Raw genomic sequence first — 16,266 nt, forward strand, 5'->3', positions numbered from 1 at the left:
AACCGGACCATTGGATCAGGAGGCTTCAACATGAGTTCGAAAACCAAAATCATCGTCTTACATATGAAAGAGGTAATCTATACCGGAATTTTTCTGCTGCTCCTTGTGATCTTCGGGGTAGTAATGCTTCTTATGTTCGGCCCCGGAAAGTCTGAAACGGCATCCTCAGACACCGTTTCAAAATACACCCCCGGGATTTACCGGACCTCTATACGATTAAATAACAACAGCTTTGATGTCGAAGTGACCGTCGATCAGGACAGTATCCGCTCGATTCATCTTGCCAACTTAAGTGAAAGTACTTCCGCCATGTTTCCGCTGGTAGAACCTGTGCTGGACTCACTCGCCAGCCAGATCTATTCTACTCAGTCACTGGAAAATCTGGAGTATTCCAGCGATCAAAAATACACAGCGCTCATGCTTATCCATGCCGTCGATAAAGCTGTCGCAAAAGCTGAAACTGCCGGTTAGATCCTGATCTGATCCAGTTCTTTCATCCATAATGTCGCGCACGCGTCACTCGGCATACGGAGATCTCCTCTCGGAGATACGGCAACGCTTCCGACTTTCGGTCCATCCGGCAGACAGGAACGTTTAAACTGCTGCATGAAAAATCTGCGATAGAATGTCTTAAGCCATTTCAGAATCGTCTCATCATCATATTCTCCTGAAAAGGCATTCTGCGCCAGACGGAAGATTTTTTTCGGCGGAAATGTCCAGCGGAGCATATAATATAAGAAAAAGTCGTGCAGTTCATACGGTCCTACAAGGTCTTCTGTCTTCTGTGAGATCACACCATCCTTCGGTGGCAGAAGTTCCGGACTTACCGGGGTATCCAGAATATCCAGAAGGATCTCTGCAAGTTTCTGATCTTCGCAGGTATCTGCATAATATCTTACCAGATGACGTACCAGCGTCTTCGGCACAGAACTGTTGACTGCATACATGGACATATGATCACCATTATAAGTTGCCCACCCAAGTGCCAGTTCGGAAAGGTCTCCTGTGCCAATGACAATACCGCCGGACTGGTTTGCAATATCCATCAGGATCTGCGTACGTTCCCTTGCCTGTCCGTTCTCATAAGTGACATCATGCACTTCCGGATCGTGTCCGATATCACGGAAATGCAGGTTGACCGCTTCACGGATATTGACTTCTTTCAGAGTTGCCCCCAGACATTCGCTTAACTGGCAGGCATTGTTATAGGTACGGTCAGTCGTTCCGAAGCATGGCATTGTAACAGCCGTGGTCTTGCTTCTGTCCATACCAAGCATATCAAATGCACGTACGGTCACAAGAAGTGCCAGCGTGGAGTCCAGTCCACCGGACAGACCGATCACCGCATTCTGGCAGTGAATATGTGCAAGACGTTTCTTAAGTCCCATTGCCTGAATATTCAGGATTTCGTCGCAGCGGCGCTCTCTTTCTTCTTTGATTCCCGGCACGAATGGTCTGGAATCAAATTTACGTGTAAGAACTGTCTCTGTATTTTCCAGTGTAAACGGTGCTTCGTTGTAACTGATGTCCTGTCCTTCCGGTGCCAGATCCGGTGCAAACTGACAGGTTGTCATTCTTCTTCGTTCATTGTCCAGGCGGTGAATATCAAGATCTGCATAAATCACACCATTGGCAAATCTTTTACTCTCTGCCAGAACAGAGCCGTTTTCTGCAATCAGATTATGTCCGCCATAAACGACGTCCTGTGTGGATTCACCTTCTCCTGCTGTTGCATAAATATAGCCGCAGAGAAGTCTTGCAGACTGTGCGCTCACCAGACTCTTACGGTAAGAATCCTTGCCTACAACTTCATCACTTGCAGACAGATTGACGATCAGATTCGCACCGTGAAATGCATGTGCAACGCTCGGCGGATTCGGTACCCAGAGATCTTCACAGATTTCTGCTGCAATCTGCAGTTTCGGCATGTCTTCGCATGTAAAGATCGTATTCGGAGAAATCCAGATATCCTCCTCATAAAGTTCATCATCCATCTCGTCATCATCAAAAAGGTCTTCATCATCGAAGTTCTCGCCGCCGAAATCTTCATCATCAATTTCTTCGAGTTCTTCAAACTCATCAAAAGATGTCATCTCAATATCAAATTCCACGTCATCAAAATCGCTGTCATACCGTTCTTTGTACGCTTCGCGGTCAATGTGAACCGTGCCGTCGACATGCTCTCCGGAAGTAAAATATCTTGCCTCATAAAATTCATTATAGTTTGGCAGCCAGGTCTTCGGTACAAATCCAAGGATTTCACCGTGATTAAGTCCTGCTGCCACATTATAAAGCTTACCATTGTATTCTAACGGCAGTCCGACAAAAATCAGTGCGTCCACCTCTTTGGTTTCTTCTGCAATACGGACAAGCTGCACTTTCGCCTCTTCCAGAAGATTCTCCTGCCAGAAAAGATCTCCACAGGTATATGCAGTGATACAGAGTTCAGGAAATACCATAATCTTTGCGCCCTGCGCTTCCATCTCATGGATCATACGGATGATTTCTGTTGCATTATATTCGCAGTCAGCCACACGGACATCCGGTGTAGCGGCAGCTACCTTGATAAAACCGTCTTTCACAGCTTTTTCCTCCTATTTGCACTTTCTGAGAATTTCTTTTAACTCCTCTACACTGAAGATATAATTTTTATTACAGAAATGACAGTTCAGTTCTACTTCTTTGCCTTCCTGGATCAGTTCATTTAGTTCTTTACGTCCGATGCTGATCAGCGCACGCTCTACACGGCTCTTGCTGCAGTTACAGTAAAATTCTGTCGGGATCGTATCGTTGATTTCAATATCAAAGCCGTCAAGTACCTGTTCCAGAAGACTCTCCGGTGTATGGCCCTGCTCCAGAAGTGTCGTTACGGACTGGATCTTCTGTACATTTTCTTCAAGTTTTGCGATCGTTTCTTCTTCTGCAAACGGCATCACCTGTACAATAAAACCACCAGCCTGACGTACGGTATTATCTTTGTTCATCAGAACACCGAGCCCCACTGCTGACGGCACCTGCTCACTCGCTGCAAAATAATAAGTAAGATCCTCTGCGATCTCTCCTGTCTGTAATGCGACCTGACCGACATACGGCTCTTTCAATCCCATATCCTTAATGACCTGAAGAAAACCATTGCCGACAGCACCGGATACATCCAGTTTGCCTTTTGCATTTGCCGGAATAATTACTTCCGGATTTCCCACATACCCCTTGACACGTCCTTTAGAATCTGCAGTAACGGTAATTCCCTGAATCAGTCCGTCACCTTTTACCTGCAGTGTCAGGATGTCTTTGTCTCCCTTCATCATCACACCCATCATAGAACCGGCTGTGAGAAGACGTCCCAGCGCGGCAGTTGCCACCGGACTTGTGTTGTGATCCTGTCTTGCAGTCTCCACGGTTTCTGTTGTAACTGCTGCAAACGCACGGATCTGGCTGTCCGCAGCAATCGCTCTTACTATATAATCTTTCATATTATTTCTGTACCTCTTTTATTTATTTTTTCCTTTTTCCCTTGCAACAAAAAACATTCTCTCGCTGTCCTTCGTAGCAGGTTCCATCGTATACGCATCATAAACCGCCAGAAGATCCATACCTGCTTCTTTTATCAGTGATTCGATTTCTTCCTGCGGATAGGCTTTCTGGCAGTGGACTTCCTCGCATTTTTCATACAGTCCATCCTCTCTCGGAAGAAAAACAGCAAGCTCATAATAATTCAGGCCTTCTTCATCAAAACTGTTGTCCCAGATGAAGCTGCCCTCCTCACGGTTCTCGGCAATTGTCGTATCGCCCATAAGGTCTCTGTACTTATGTACGGTATTCATATCAAAGAGAAAAATACCTTCCGGATCCAGATAGTTATTTACCAGACGAAATACCTGAAGAAGTTCTTCTCTCTCCGTGATATAATTCAGGCTGTCACACACACTGACCACCGCACGTACCGTACCATATAATTCAAATTCCTGCATATCCTGTAAAAGATAAAGAATATCCTGCCCGGATTCTACTCTCTTTTCCATTGCCTCTGCAAGCATTTCCTCGGAATTGTCCACACCAATCATATCATAACCCCGATCTGCAAGCAATCCCGTCATCGTACCTGTACCACATCCAAGTTCCAGGACGAGTCCGTCTGTAATTCCGTATTCTTTCAGGCGGTCTGTAACATAGTCTGCCCATCCTTCGTAATCAATATTGTCCATGAACAGATCATAGACCTGCGCAAATTTACTGTATGCTTCCATTTTCTTCCTCTCCTGCTGGTAAAAAAGGCAGATGATCTCTCACCTGCCTCTTTTGTGTCTCTGTTATCCTTTTACTGAACAGGCATATAATATACGTCTGCTGCTTCTCCGTGCCAGTAATAGCTGTTGCCATTTGCATCGTATGCATCCTGCTCATCAGCGAAGCTATAGGTATTTCCGTCAAAATCCACCCAGTTTCCGTTACCGTCCGGCTGAATAACGAGTGGATGTCCGTCAGAATTGCGGTAGATGGTTCTTGTCTCATCGGTGTTGGAAAGCTGCTCATCTGTAAATCCACCGGAATTCGTGGATGTGTCTGTAGAAGCAGTTCCATTATCTGCAGCCTGTGAAGCATCGTTCGAACTTCCATCGGCAGTTGTTCCGTCAGTGGAAGCGGATGCATCTGTATTTCCTGCGTTATCAGAAGCTGCTGCACCGGAATTGTCTGCTGCTGCGTTGTCTGCGGAGCTGTTATCTGCTGCCGGAGCCGCCTGCTTCGGTGCTGCTTCTTTCAGTGAAGAATCTCCCAGAATCTGGAAGGAAGCGACTGCTGCCTTGATAGAATCCAGTGCATCTTCGCTCTTTACAGAAGCTTCGATATTATAATATTCGGTATCGTTGGCAAATACTTTGTGAACCACATAAAGGTCTCCGCCACTCTTATCTGTATTCAGCATTTTGGTTGTGTAGCTGTATACACCAATTCCGTTGACATCATTGGATGTATAATCCTGAATTTCAAAATCAGTGCCATTTACTTTGTCACCATCTGCCTGATCAAGTGAAACTGCCATGTCCTGTGTGCTCGGAATCACGGTAGAAGCCATGGTATCCTCACCCTGTCCGTGCAGGATCAGAATGTTTCCGACATTCGGAGACTCAAAGCTTACCATATCTGTCTCGTCTGACTTATTGGACCATGTTGCATCCGGAAGGTTGATCGCGATTGACTTATCTGCGGATGTATAAGTTGTGCTCTGTACATTCGGTGCGATCGTCGGTTCTATAGTCGGAGCCGGTGTTGCAGTCGGTTCTGCTGTCGGTGTCACGGCTACAGCCGGAGTGTCTTCTTTTTTATCATTACCGCCAAAGCTACATGCAGACATCAGTACAGATGCCGTTATCACCATTGCTGTCATTGCAAGTAATTTTTTATTCTTCATAATAACATTCTCCTTATAAAATGATAATGTTTATACTCTTTCCCTCATGCTATATTTTACAGTTATATCCCATCAGTGTCAATGAAAAACCGTATAGTTTGGCAAAGCTTACTTTGAATTTTCCATCATATACATATGCAGTTCATGCAGTGCTCGCGTCGCTGTAATATACTTTGCCTGGCACTGAAGACCGCTTTCTCTGTCCTCTTCAAATATGCCAAATACCTGATCGAATTCCAGACCTTTTGCAAGATAAAAAGTCGTCACAGTCAGTCCTTTCTTAAAGCTCTGGCTGTCGCGGTTCATGTAGCAAAGCTGGTTTTCTGCCTCCGGGGCAATTTCTTTCAGTCTCTTTTCTATATAAAGGAAAGCGTGTTCTGCTTCCCTTTCTGTAAGAAAGATCAGAGCTTCTGTCTCAAACTCTTCCCGACGGTTCAGCCATTTTTCAAGAACAGTCTCAAGTGCTTCCTCTGTCGACGAAAATGTCCGCTCATCTACCGGCTCACCATGACGCTCGAACAGCTCCATATCCTCAATTCCGGTAAGATGATTCGCATACTGTGCAACCTCCATCGTATTACGATAACTTCTGTTCATCACAATCTTGCGAATATCTTTCCCGAATATCTTCGGAAGAAATTTCAGCACATCCTGTGTCTCGTCTTCCATTGTCTGGGCCTTATCTCCCAGAATGGTCATCCTGCATGGAAACATTTTATGAATTAGCAGATACTGAATCCATGAATAATCCTGCATCTCATCCACCACAACATGCTTGATCCCGTGATGGTTTCGGCACTGGTACAGTGTGTACTTAAGATAAAGCACCGGATATACATCTTCATATCGGAGGCGGCGCTTCTCAATCTGGCAGTGTGGAAGCGGCCGGTATCCTTCTTTCTCAAGAAAACGGCTGTACAGCACATAACAGTCTCTTGTCTCGTACATGCTTCTGAAGCATTCCATTACTTCTTCACGTTCTTCATCAGAAAGATCTCTGTCTCTCAGTGTCTCCACTTGGTCAATAAAATATTCTGCGACAGAATGCATTCTGGAAAGAAGCGGTACATCCAGAAATTTAAAATAAAACAGATCAATAATCTCTTTTTCGCTCAGTGTACAGCCTCTGTATTCCACATCACGGAAATTCATCAGCTCGTCTTCCAGTCTGAGGACAAAACCATCCAGCTTCGAAACAAATTCCGGTGACTGTTTCTCTCTGCATATCTCCTGTATCTTCGGATTGAGCACCGTGCGTTCGATCTGGTCGTAGCGATCCTCACAGTCACCGACAATTTCCTTAAGTTCTCTGTATGCAAACAGGTCAAAACTCATCTCTCGGATGTTTTCCTCGCCCAGTTCCGGAAGGATATGTGAAATGTAATCTGCAAAGACTCCGTTCGGTGACAGGATCAGTACATTTGATGATTTCAGGTTTTCTCTGTCATGATACAGAAGATAGGCAATTCTGTGCAGGGCTACAGATGTCTTACCGCTTCCTGCCGCTCCCTGAATCACCATGATCTTGTCTTTAGTATTTCGGATGATCTCATTTTGCTCTTTCTGAATCGTCCGGACGATATTTTTGAGCTGTACTTCTCCGTTGCTTCCAAGCTCTGCTCCGAGAATTTCGTCGTCTATCTTGACATCGCTTTCAAATTCATAGAGCATCTTGCCTTTACGGATCTTGTACTGCCATTTTGAAGTCACTTCACCTTCAAAAATTCCTGACGGTGCCTCATAAGACGCCGGCCCTTTATCGTAATCATAAAAAAGTCCGCTCACCGGTGCTCTCCAGTCATACACAAGCGGAAGGCTTCCTGCACTCTCGGAGAGATTGCCGATTCCGATATAAAAGGTCTCTGCCTCCTCATCTCCGTCATACCGGAAATCCACTCTGCCGAAGAATGGCGAGTCCTGCATCTTTTTGAAGCGTTTGCGAAGGCGGAACTGCTCTTCGTTGGCATTCATCTGGCGGAAAAGTGCCTGCTGATTATCATAATCCTCATATCCGTACTGATCCATCTCGGTATAGTTTTCCCAGTAGTATTCATGCATGTCCTCGATTTCTTTCTCGCCTTCGAGAATTGCCGCATCTGCCTGGGCAAGACGGTCATTCAGACATTTCAATACATATTGCAGATATTCCCTGCCGTTTTTTATATTTTCCATGAAATTGATCACTGCTCCTCGTTGTCTTATGCAGGAAAATCATGTCGTATTGTCACATGATTGCTCCTATTTTATCATATAAAGTCTGCTCCTCTGTAAGCAGCTTGTTTCCTGTTTGTAACTGTGGCTTAATATTATACCGAAAAAAAGAGGTTATGACAAGGATAATAAATAAACTGATAAGAGTCTGTGCAGATAAAAAAATGTCGTGTGCGGCAACCGGGAGGGGCAGGCTGGGAAAAAGAAAAACTCCCGTCAGGAATGCCCGTAATTATCATCTGTGTCTGTCTCGCCTGAAAAACTTCGTAGAGATTCTTGGTGTACAGGTTTTTGCGTTGATGCAGAAAATGCTGCTGTCTGAGCATCTTTGATGCGAGTTCAGCATTTTCTGTATCGTTCTTAGCAAAGTTCTGTATACATAGAATCACAGAAGTTTTGAATTGAGACATGCACAGATGATAATTCACGGGCTATCCTAACTGGAGTCCTTTTCTTTACATTCCCATCATCACCGGGAATTCTTTATTGTCATGAACAAAGTTCCGACGAACTGTTATCAAACTGACTGTTATAAAGATCTGCATAGAATCCTTTCGCTGCCAGCAGTTCTTCATGGTTACCCTGCTCAATAATATCTCCGTCTTTCATAACAAGGATCAGATCTGCGTCTTTGATCGTAGAAAGTCGATGTGCAATGACAAAGCTTGTTCTTCCCTTCATCAGATTATCCATCGCTTTCTGGATCTGCATTTCTGTTCTTGTATCAACAGAGGATGTTGCCTCATCAAGGATCAGAATCTTGTTGTCTGCAAGAATTGCTCTTGCGATCGTAAGAAGCTGTTTCTGTCCCTGTGAAATGTTGCTTGTTTCTTCATCCAGCACCATCTGATAGCCGCCCGGCTGCTGCATGATAAAGTTATGGATATGCGCTGCCTTTGCTGCTGCAATGACTTCTTCATCCGTTGCATCCAGTCGTCCGTAACGGATATTTTCCATGATTGTTCCGGAGAACAGCCATGTATCCTGAAGCACCATACCGAACATCTCATGAAGCTCGCTTCTGTTGAAATTTTTGACATCATGGCCATCTACTTTGATGGCACCCTTATTTACATCGTAGAAACGCATCAACAGTTTAACCATCGTCGTTTTACCGGCACCGGTCGGTCCTACAATTGCAATCTTCTGTCCATCATGTACATCTGCCGAGAAATCATGAATGATGATTTTATCCGGATTGTAACCGAACTCAACATGTTCAAACTGTACATTTCCTTCCAGACCTTCAATAGAATCCGGATTTTCCGGCTGCTGTACTTCCTCTTCCTCATCAAGAAATTCAAAGACTCTCTCAGAAGCTGCTGCGGAAGACTGCAGAAGGTTTGTTACCTGCGCGATCTGCTGGATCGGCTGTGTAAAGTTACGGATGTACTGGAAAAATGACTGGATATCCCCGACTTCAATCGAACCTTTGATAACAAAGATTCCACCGAGAAGTGCTACCATTACATAGCCAAGGTTCCCGACAAACTGCATGATCGGCATCATCATTCCTGAGAAGAACTGTGATTTCCATGCAGATTCATAAAGTTTCTTGTTGTCTTTTTCAAATTCATCAAGCACATCATTTTCTTTATTAAATACTCTTACCACATCATGACCGCCGAAGTTTTCTTCGATCTGACCGTTGACTGCGCCAAGGTAATTCTGCTGTGCCTGGAAGTATTTCTGTGAATGCTTCATCACCATCTGAATAATAAACATGGATACCGGCAGGATCAGAAGTGCAGCCAGCGTCATCCATACATTGATGGAAAGCATCATAATAACTACACCAATCAGTGTAGTTACTGATGTGATAAGCTGTGTCAGGCTCTGATTAAGACTCATCTGAAGAGTATCAATATCGTTTGTTACCCTCGAAAGAATCTCACCGTTTGTTCTGCTTTCAAAATAATTCAATGGCAGATGATTGATCTTCTTTGAAATATCTTTACGGAGATTATAAGTCACATCATTGGAAATTCCTGTCATGATCCATCCCTGAATGAAGGAGAAGCATGCACTTGCCACATACAGTCCCAGTGTCCACAGAAGGATCGTTCCGATCTTCGCAAAGTCAATACCACCAGTTCCGTTTACTTTTGCAACAAGGCCTGTATAAAGTTCAGTCGTTGCTTTACCAAGAATCTTCGGTCCAACAATATTAAATACAGTTCCTGCAATCGCAAAAATAAATACCAGCACAAAACGCATTTTATAGCGGCTCATATAACGGAACAGTTTGCTCATCGCACCTTTGAAATCTTTTGCTTTTTCCGTCGGGCGCATGCCTCTTCCGTGTCCGCCCATTGGTCCACGTCGTCTCTGTTCACTCATGCCAATTCCTCCTCTGACAGCTGACTCATTGCAATCTGACGGTAAACTTCACAGTTTTTCATCAATTCTTTATGTGTACCAATACCTGCCATATGTCCGTCATCCAGAACAATAATCTTGTCAGCGTTCAAAATTGTACTGATACGCTGTGCCACAATGATTGTTGTTGCATCTTTTGTATGTGCTTTGAGTGCTTTACGCAAAGTACTGTCGGTCTTGAAATCCAGTGCAGAAAAGCTGTCGTCAAAAATAAATATCTCAGGTTTCTTGGCGATTGCCCTTGCTATGGAAAGACGCTGTTTTTGACCACCGGATACGTTGGTTCCTCCCTGTGAGATTGGAGAATCGTATGTTTCCGGTTTTGCATCAATAAATTCTGTTGCCTGAGCTACTTCTGCTGCTTCTTTTACTTCTTCGACGGAAATGTCCGTCTTACCGTAACGAATATTGGAATCGATCGTACCTGAGAAAAGAATTCCCTTCTGCGGTACATATCCAAGCCTTGATCTGACATCTTTCTGTGTCATATCACGGACATCAACTCCGTCTACAAGGATACGTCCCTTCGTCACATCGTAGAATCGCGGAATCAGATTAACAAGTGTACTCTTGCCACTTCCGGTACTTCCGATCACGGCGATCGTCTCACCTTTTTCTGCTTTGAAGGAAATATCTGTCAGTACATTTTCTCCTGCTTCCGGATATGCAAAACTTACATGATCAAATTCCACAATTCCCTTTACGTCTTCTGCCGGCAAAACCGGATTTTCCGGATCTGTAACACTTACTTTTGTTTTCAGCACGTCGTTAATACGGAGTGCTGCGACATTTGCTCTCGGAAGCATAATAGACATCGCTGTGATCATCAGGAAGGACATGATGATCTGCATTGCATACTGGATAAATGCCATAACATTGCCAACCTGCATAGTTCCGTTATCTACCGCATAAGCGCCACTGTAAATAATCAGAACGGAAACGCCATTCATAATAAGCATCATCGTCGGCATCATAAATGTCATACAGCGGTTGACAAACAAGTTTGTCTTTGTCAGTCTTTCGTTGGCTTCCTCGAAACGTTCTTCCTCATGTTTCTCCCTGCTGAATGCACGGATAACCGGAATACCGGTAAGAATTTCTCTTGTCACAAGGTTCAGCTTATCGACCAGTGTCTGTAATACTGTAAATTTCGGCATTGCCACCTGGAACAGAACAATGATCACCACAAGAATAAGTCCAACTGCCAGACCAAGGATCCAGGTCATGGAGGAATCTGTATTTAATACGCGGATCACTCCACCGATACCAAGAATCGGTGCATACAGGACAATACGGAAAAGCATTGTCATAACCTGCTGTACCTGCTGAATATCATTTGTGCATCGTGTGATAAGTGATGCGGTTGAAAACTTATGATACTCTTTGCTTGAAAAAGTGATAACCTTTCGGTATACCGCATTTCTCAGATCGTGACCGAGTGCTGCTGCAACTCTGGAAGAAAGAAATACCACACAGATTGCGCAGAGCATTGTGATCAGTGCCATGCCAAGCATTCTCACACCCGCAATCTTGATGTAATGCATCTGGATCGCATCGACGTCTTCGCCAATTGCTTCATACTCGCCTTTTACGTAGGAAACACCAGCCTGTGTGATAATGGAAGCCTGCATGCTGTCAACTTTTTCGCTGATTTTTTCTGTCATGGCATCCAGTGCTTCTTTCGGCATAATCGCAAGTGCCTGCATCGGATCTGTGCCTTCCGGAATGCCCATCTGTGTAAGCATGGCATTTACTTCATCACCACCGGAAGAAAAGCTTGCCACGATAATCATCGGCTTTCCGAAGATGCTGTTTAATTCATCTCTTTCTTCGGAAGTCACATTGTCTTTCAACACAAGAAGATCACCGTCTTCTTCATAAAAGGAATCTACAGTATCTTTGTCATTATCGTCCATAAACAACTGAAGACTGTCCATGGATGTCTTTCGGATCTTTTCCGGTACGCTGTCTTCAATACCACTCTGCTGGATTCCCACATTGACGATTTTGGATGTGTAATCCGGCAGAGAAAGATCGCAATATGCCTGAAGAAACAGAAGCGCTATGATCAGTACCACATAGCCTGCTGATTTTTTCAGATATTTCATCAGTTTGATCACTTTTGCTGCCTCACTTTCTTTGTGTCATTTTTCCGGATGTTCCGGGTATTTTATCAATGTTCTCTGTAATCTGCTCCAACATTCTTCTCAAAAGGCAAAGTTCTGTTTCGCTGAGACCATCGAGAAGAATCTTTTCATTTTCCTGGACTTTCTTCATGCCATTCTCTTTTGCCTGTTTGCCTTTTTCTGTCAGATAGATTCTGGAGATGCGCTGATCTTTTTCATCGGCTTCCCTGTAAAGAAATCCTGCTTTTTCCAGTCGCTGGACAGTCACATTGACGGTCGGCGGTTTGATTCTTAAATGTTCTGCGATCTCACGCTGGCTCAGTCCGTCTTTGTATGCCAGTAAGCCAAGTACCGGAATCTGTCCCGGATAAATTCCCAGTTCCTGCATCTGTCCAAAGCACTTTCCCATAAATCGGCGGTCAATTCTCATAAACATGGATAAAAAGCTGTCCTTATGCTCCGGTGGGCAAAACTCTGGTTCTCCTTCTGTAAACACCTCTTCACCTCCATAAGTAATGTTTATAGTTTGTTAGTCGATTATTGATTAGTCGGCTAATTGATTATTATATGCATTTGCACAAAAAAAGCAATGGTTTTTTATGAATTTCACAGATTTTTTATATTTTCATTATAAAAAATATTTTGCTTAGCTAATTAATAAAAATATATATTTCACGCTGATGCAGTACCGGACTCCCAACATGGAAACGGCTTCGGAATTTGGAAATACTATGTCTCTCTTCATTCTGCTAAATACATGGCGAAAAAGTGCATAACTCGCTAACGCTCAAACAATGCACTTTTTCGCCATAACGCAGTCTGCCGAGAGACTAAGTATTACCATAAATTCCTGCAGATGTTTCCTGTTTGGAAGTCCGGTACTGTCTCAGCTGATATTTTATTTTTTCATATTATCTGGCCTGACGCTCAATATTTTTTATCTCTAAAATATAAGAGTTCCTTTGTTCATTCATAAAGCACGGTGAGGTGCCACACTATCCTGTATAAAGTACGGGGATGGATGGGAAAAGAAAAAGAGGACTCAAAGAATGGATGCTTTTCGTATTTTCAACGAAAATCTCCAACCCGAGTCCCCTTAGTTTCTTCCCATCATCGCCGGGAATTCTTTATACGAACTGATTACGTTCCTCATCGTATTCGTACTCAATCGATGCGAGCTTCTCCACCAGTTCTTCTCTGTCCAGTCCTTTGTCTTCGCAAAGAGCCTCCAGAGTACCATAAAAATCTCTCAACTGTGTGTTGACATAGCTCAACAGCATTACCGGATCCTTTGGTATCATTGCGTACCTCCTGTGGTATTCTGCTGCCGGTCAGATTATACACAGCAGCATATTATTTCGTGTTGATCACAAACTCTCCGTCTTTTACATCCAGCACAAGCGTGTCACCCTGATGAACATCACCGGAAAGAATCTTCTTCGCAGCAAGTGTTTCCACATAATTCTGCAGATAACGTTTCAGAGGTCTTGCGCCATATACCGGATCATAGCCATTTTCAATTACCTGTGTTCTGGCTGCATCTGTCAGTTCCAGAGAAAGTTCCTGATCTGCCAGACGGTCACTGAGCTCTTTGACCATCAGGTCTACTATGCCGCCAATATTCTCTTTTGTCAATGGCTTGAACATGATAATTTCATCCAGACGGTTCAGGAATTCCGGACGGAAGTGTCCACGCAGGTCATTCATAACCTGTTCCTGAGCTTCTGGTTTTATTTCACCTTTTTCATCAATACCATCAAGAAGATACGGTGAACCAATGTTTGAAGTCATGATCAGAATCGTGTTCTTAAAGTCTACCGTTCTGCCCTGTGAATCTGTGATACGTCCATCATCCAGCACCTGCAGAAGTACATTAAATACATCCGGATGAGCTTTCTCAATCTCATCAAACAGTACAACACTGTATGGTTTACGACGAACAGCTTCTGTAAGCTGACCGCCTTCTTCATATCCTACATATCCCGGAGGAGCTCCGATCAAACGGGATACAGAATATTTCTCCATGTACTCACTCATATCGATTCGTACCATATTCTGCTCGTCATCAAACAGAGTTGCGGCAAGTGTTTTGGCAAGTTCTGTCTTGCCGACACCGGTAGGTCCGAGGAACAGGAATGAACCAATCGGCTTGGATGGATCTTTGATTCCTGCTTTTGAACGAAGAATGGCATCTGTTACAAGACGTACACCTTCATCCTGACCAATAACACGTTTGTGCAGTTCATCTTCGAGACCAAGAAGTTTCGTTCTCTCACCCTCGGTCAGTTTCGTTACCGGGATACCCGTCCAGCGTGAAATGATCCTTGCAATCTCATCATCTGTAACTGCCTCATGGACAAGGCTGCGGTCGCCTTCTTTGACCTGTTTTTCTTCTATTTCAAGCTGCTGCTGAACTTTCGGAAGTTCTCCATACTGAAGTTCGGCGGCTTTTTCCAGATCGTAATTCTGTTTTGCTTTCTGGATCTGTTTATTGATATCTTCAATCTGCTCACGTAATTTCTGGAGTTTCTCTACGGAATGTTTCTCATTATCCCACTGTGCTTTCTGAGTATTGAATGTGTCACGCATCTCTGCAAGCTCTTTCTGCAGTTCTACAAGACGCTCTTTGCTCAGATTGTCCGTTTCTTTCTTAAGCGCAGACTCCTCAATCTCAAGCTGCATGATCTTACGTCTCTGTTCATCCAGTTCAGTCGGCATGGAATCCAACTCGGTCTTGATCAGGGCACATGCTTCATCGACCAGATCGATGGCTTTGTCCGGCAGGAATCTGTCTGTGATATATCTATGTGAAAGCGTAGCGGCTGCTACCAGCGCACTGTCTGTAATTTTCACACCATGGAATACTTCATATCTCTCTTTCAGTCCACGAAGGATTGAAATTGTATCTTCTACGGTTGGCTCATCTACCATAACCGGCTGGAAACGACGTGCCAGTGCGGCATCCTTTTCAATGTACTGGCGGTACTCGTCAAGCGTGGTTGCACCTATACAGTGCAGTTCACCTCTGGCAAGCATTGGTTTCAGCATGTTGCCCGCATCCATCGCACCGTCTGTCTTACCGGCACCGACGATCAGATGCAGCTCATCAATGAAAAGAATGATCTCGCCTTCGCTCTTTCTTACCTCTTCAAGAACTGCTTTCAGACGTTCCTCAAACTCACCACGATATTTCGCACCTGCAACCAGTGCTCCCATGTCCAGTGCAAAAATCTTCTTATCTTTCAGGCCTTCCGGGACATCACCTGCGACGATTCGCTGTGCCAGACCTTCGATGGCTGCTGTCTTACCAACGCCAGGTTCACCGATCAGAACCGGATTATTCTTGGTCTTACGTGAAAGAATACGAACAATGTTTCGAATCTCTGCATCACGCCCGATGACCGGATCAAGTTTCTGATTTCTTGCTTTCTCCACAAGATCCTCGCCGTATTTATTCAGTGTGTCATAGGTTGCCTCCGGGTTGTCACTGACAACTCTCTGGTTACCTCTGACAGTAGACAGCGCCTGCAAAAATCTTTCTCTGGTAATGCCAAATTCATCGAAGATCTTCTTCATACCCGGGCTTGGCTGTGTCAGCAGTGACAGAAACAGATGCTCAACAGAAACATATTCGTCTCCCATTGCTTTTGCTTCATTTTCTGCATTTACCAGTGATTTATTCAGATACTGCCCGAATCTCAGATCACCACCGGATACTTTGACTTTTGCATCCAGTGCTTTCTTCACTACATTGATAAAATATTCTTTATTAATATCCATCTTCTCAATCAGTTTGAGAATCAGGCTGTCTTCCTGTGTCAGCAGGGCATATAAAAGATGTTCCTGCTCCACTTCCTGATTGCCGTATTCATAGGCAACCTTTTCAAGATCCTGAACAGCCTGCACGGATTTCTGTGTAAACTTACTGATGTTCATAGGCTCTCCTCCTTATATCGTAGGAAAAGGATACTGAAATCTCTTCCCGTACCCTTAATGTTATCTTTGTTATACTGGTAATATAACATGTGTTGTTAGCACTGTCAAGAGGTGAGTGCTAATTATTTTGTAAAGAATTTGTGAACCTTAAATGAAAAACTAACTTCCACCTTTAGTCTGTTTTGCTCTACATTAGGAACTGGG

12 protein-coding genes are annotated in these 16,266 nt (G+C 44.1%); 2 read left to right on the plus strand and 10 right to left on the minus strand.

The window, feature by feature from the left end:
- Positions 1-30 precede the first annotated feature (30 nt).
- Positions 31-471 carry a hypothetical protein gene (locus DWW86_RS10070; protein WP_072521780.1) on the plus strand — a complete coding sequence of 147 codons (441 nt, stop codon included), beginning with the start codon at positions 31-33 and terminating at the stop codon, positions 469-471.
- Here the strand turns inward: DWW86_RS10070 and DWW86_RS10075 are convergent.
- The 5 genes from DWW86_RS10075 to DWW86_RS10095 form a co-directional block, all read right to left on the minus strand.
- The gene (locus tag DWW86_RS10075; RefSeq protein WP_117942962.1) at positions 468-2,582 is read right to left on the minus strand and encodes an NAD(+) synthase; all 2,115 of its coding nucleotides are present in this window, start codon (positions 2,580-2,582) and stop codon (positions 468-470) included. The genes DWW86_RS10070 and DWW86_RS10075 overlap by 4 nt on opposite strands.
- Positions 2,583-2,594: 12 nt before the next feature.
- Positions 2,595-3,473 (minus strand): Hsp33 family molecular chaperone HslO, encoded by an 879-nt coding sequence (gene hslO / locus DWW86_RS10080; RefSeq protein ID WP_072521781.1) that lies wholly within the window; start codon positions 3,471-3,473, stop codon positions 2,595-2,597.
- Positions 3,474-3,491: 18 nt separating this feature from the next.
- Positions 3,492-4,247: a class I SAM-dependent DNA methyltransferase gene (locus DWW86_RS10085; protein WP_117942963.1), complete on the minus strand. Its 756-nt coding sequence runs from the start codon at positions 4,245-4,247 to the stop codon at positions 3,492-3,494.
- 71 nt (positions 4,248-4,318) lie between these two features.
- Entirely contained in the window at positions 4,319-5,410 is a 1,092-nt protein-coding gene (locus tag DWW86_RS10090; protein ID WP_117942964.1) for a PsbP-related protein, read from the minus strand.
- Positions 5,411-5,518: 108 nt separating this feature from the next.
- A complete protein-coding gene (locus DWW86_RS10095) occupies positions 5,519-7,582 on the minus strand; it encodes a HelD family protein (protein WP_117942965.1) in 2,064 nt (687 codons plus the stop codon).
- Between the two features lie 155 nt (positions 7,583-7,737).
- Here DWW86_RS10095 and DWW86_RS10100 point away from each other — a divergent pair, with 155 nt between their 5' ends.
- Complete coding sequence (locus DWW86_RS10100; protein WP_117942966.1) at positions 7,738-7,953, plus strand: hypothetical protein; 216 nt, start codon at positions 7,738-7,740, stop codon at positions 7,951-7,953.
- Between the two features lie 157 nt (positions 7,954-8,110).
- Here the strand turns inward: DWW86_RS10100 and DWW86_RS10105 are convergent, their stop codons facing one another.
- The 5 genes from DWW86_RS10105 to clpB all read right to left on the minus strand — a co-directional run bounded on the left by DWW86_RS10105 (position 8,111) and on the right by clpB (position 16,062).
- Complete coding sequence (locus tag DWW86_RS10105) at positions 8,111-9,961, minus strand: ABC transporter ATP-binding protein (RefSeq protein WP_117942967.1); 1,851 nt, start codon at positions 9,959-9,961, stop codon at positions 8,111-8,113.
- The gene (locus DWW86_RS10110) at positions 9,958-12,120 is read right to left on the minus strand and encodes an ABC transporter ATP-binding protein (protein ID WP_117942968.1); all 2,163 of its coding nucleotides are present in this window, start codon (positions 12,118-12,120) and stop codon (positions 9,958-9,960) included. The genes DWW86_RS10105 and DWW86_RS10110 overlap by 4 nt, the downstream gene beginning before the upstream one ends.
- A 10-nt stretch (positions 12,121-12,130) precedes the next feature.
- Positions 12,131-12,622 carry a MarR family winged helix-turn-helix transcriptional regulator gene (locus DWW86_RS10115; RefSeq protein ID WP_286187698.1) on the minus strand — a complete coding sequence of 164 codons (492 nt, stop codon included), beginning with the start codon at positions 12,620-12,622 and terminating at the stop codon, positions 12,131-12,133.
- Positions 12,623-13,253: 631 nt separating this feature from the next.
- A complete protein-coding gene (locus DWW86_RS10120) occupies positions 13,254-13,427 on the minus strand; it encodes a DUF4250 domain-containing protein (RefSeq protein WP_117942969.1) in 174 nt (57 codons plus the stop codon).
- A 52-nt stretch (positions 13,428-13,479) separates the two neighbouring features.
- Positions 13,480-16,062 carry an ATP-dependent chaperone ClpB gene (gene clpB / locus DWW86_RS10125; protein WP_117942970.1) on the minus strand — a complete coding sequence of 861 codons (2,583 nt, stop codon included), beginning with the start codon at positions 16,060-16,062 and terminating at the stop codon, positions 13,480-13,482.
- Between the last annotated feature and the right edge of the window lie 204 nt (positions 16,063-16,266).

The organism is Ruminococcus sp. AF17-22AC, from assembly GCF_003460065.1.
GTDB lineage: Bacteria > Bacillota > Clostridia > Lachnospirales > Lachnospiraceae > Blautia_A.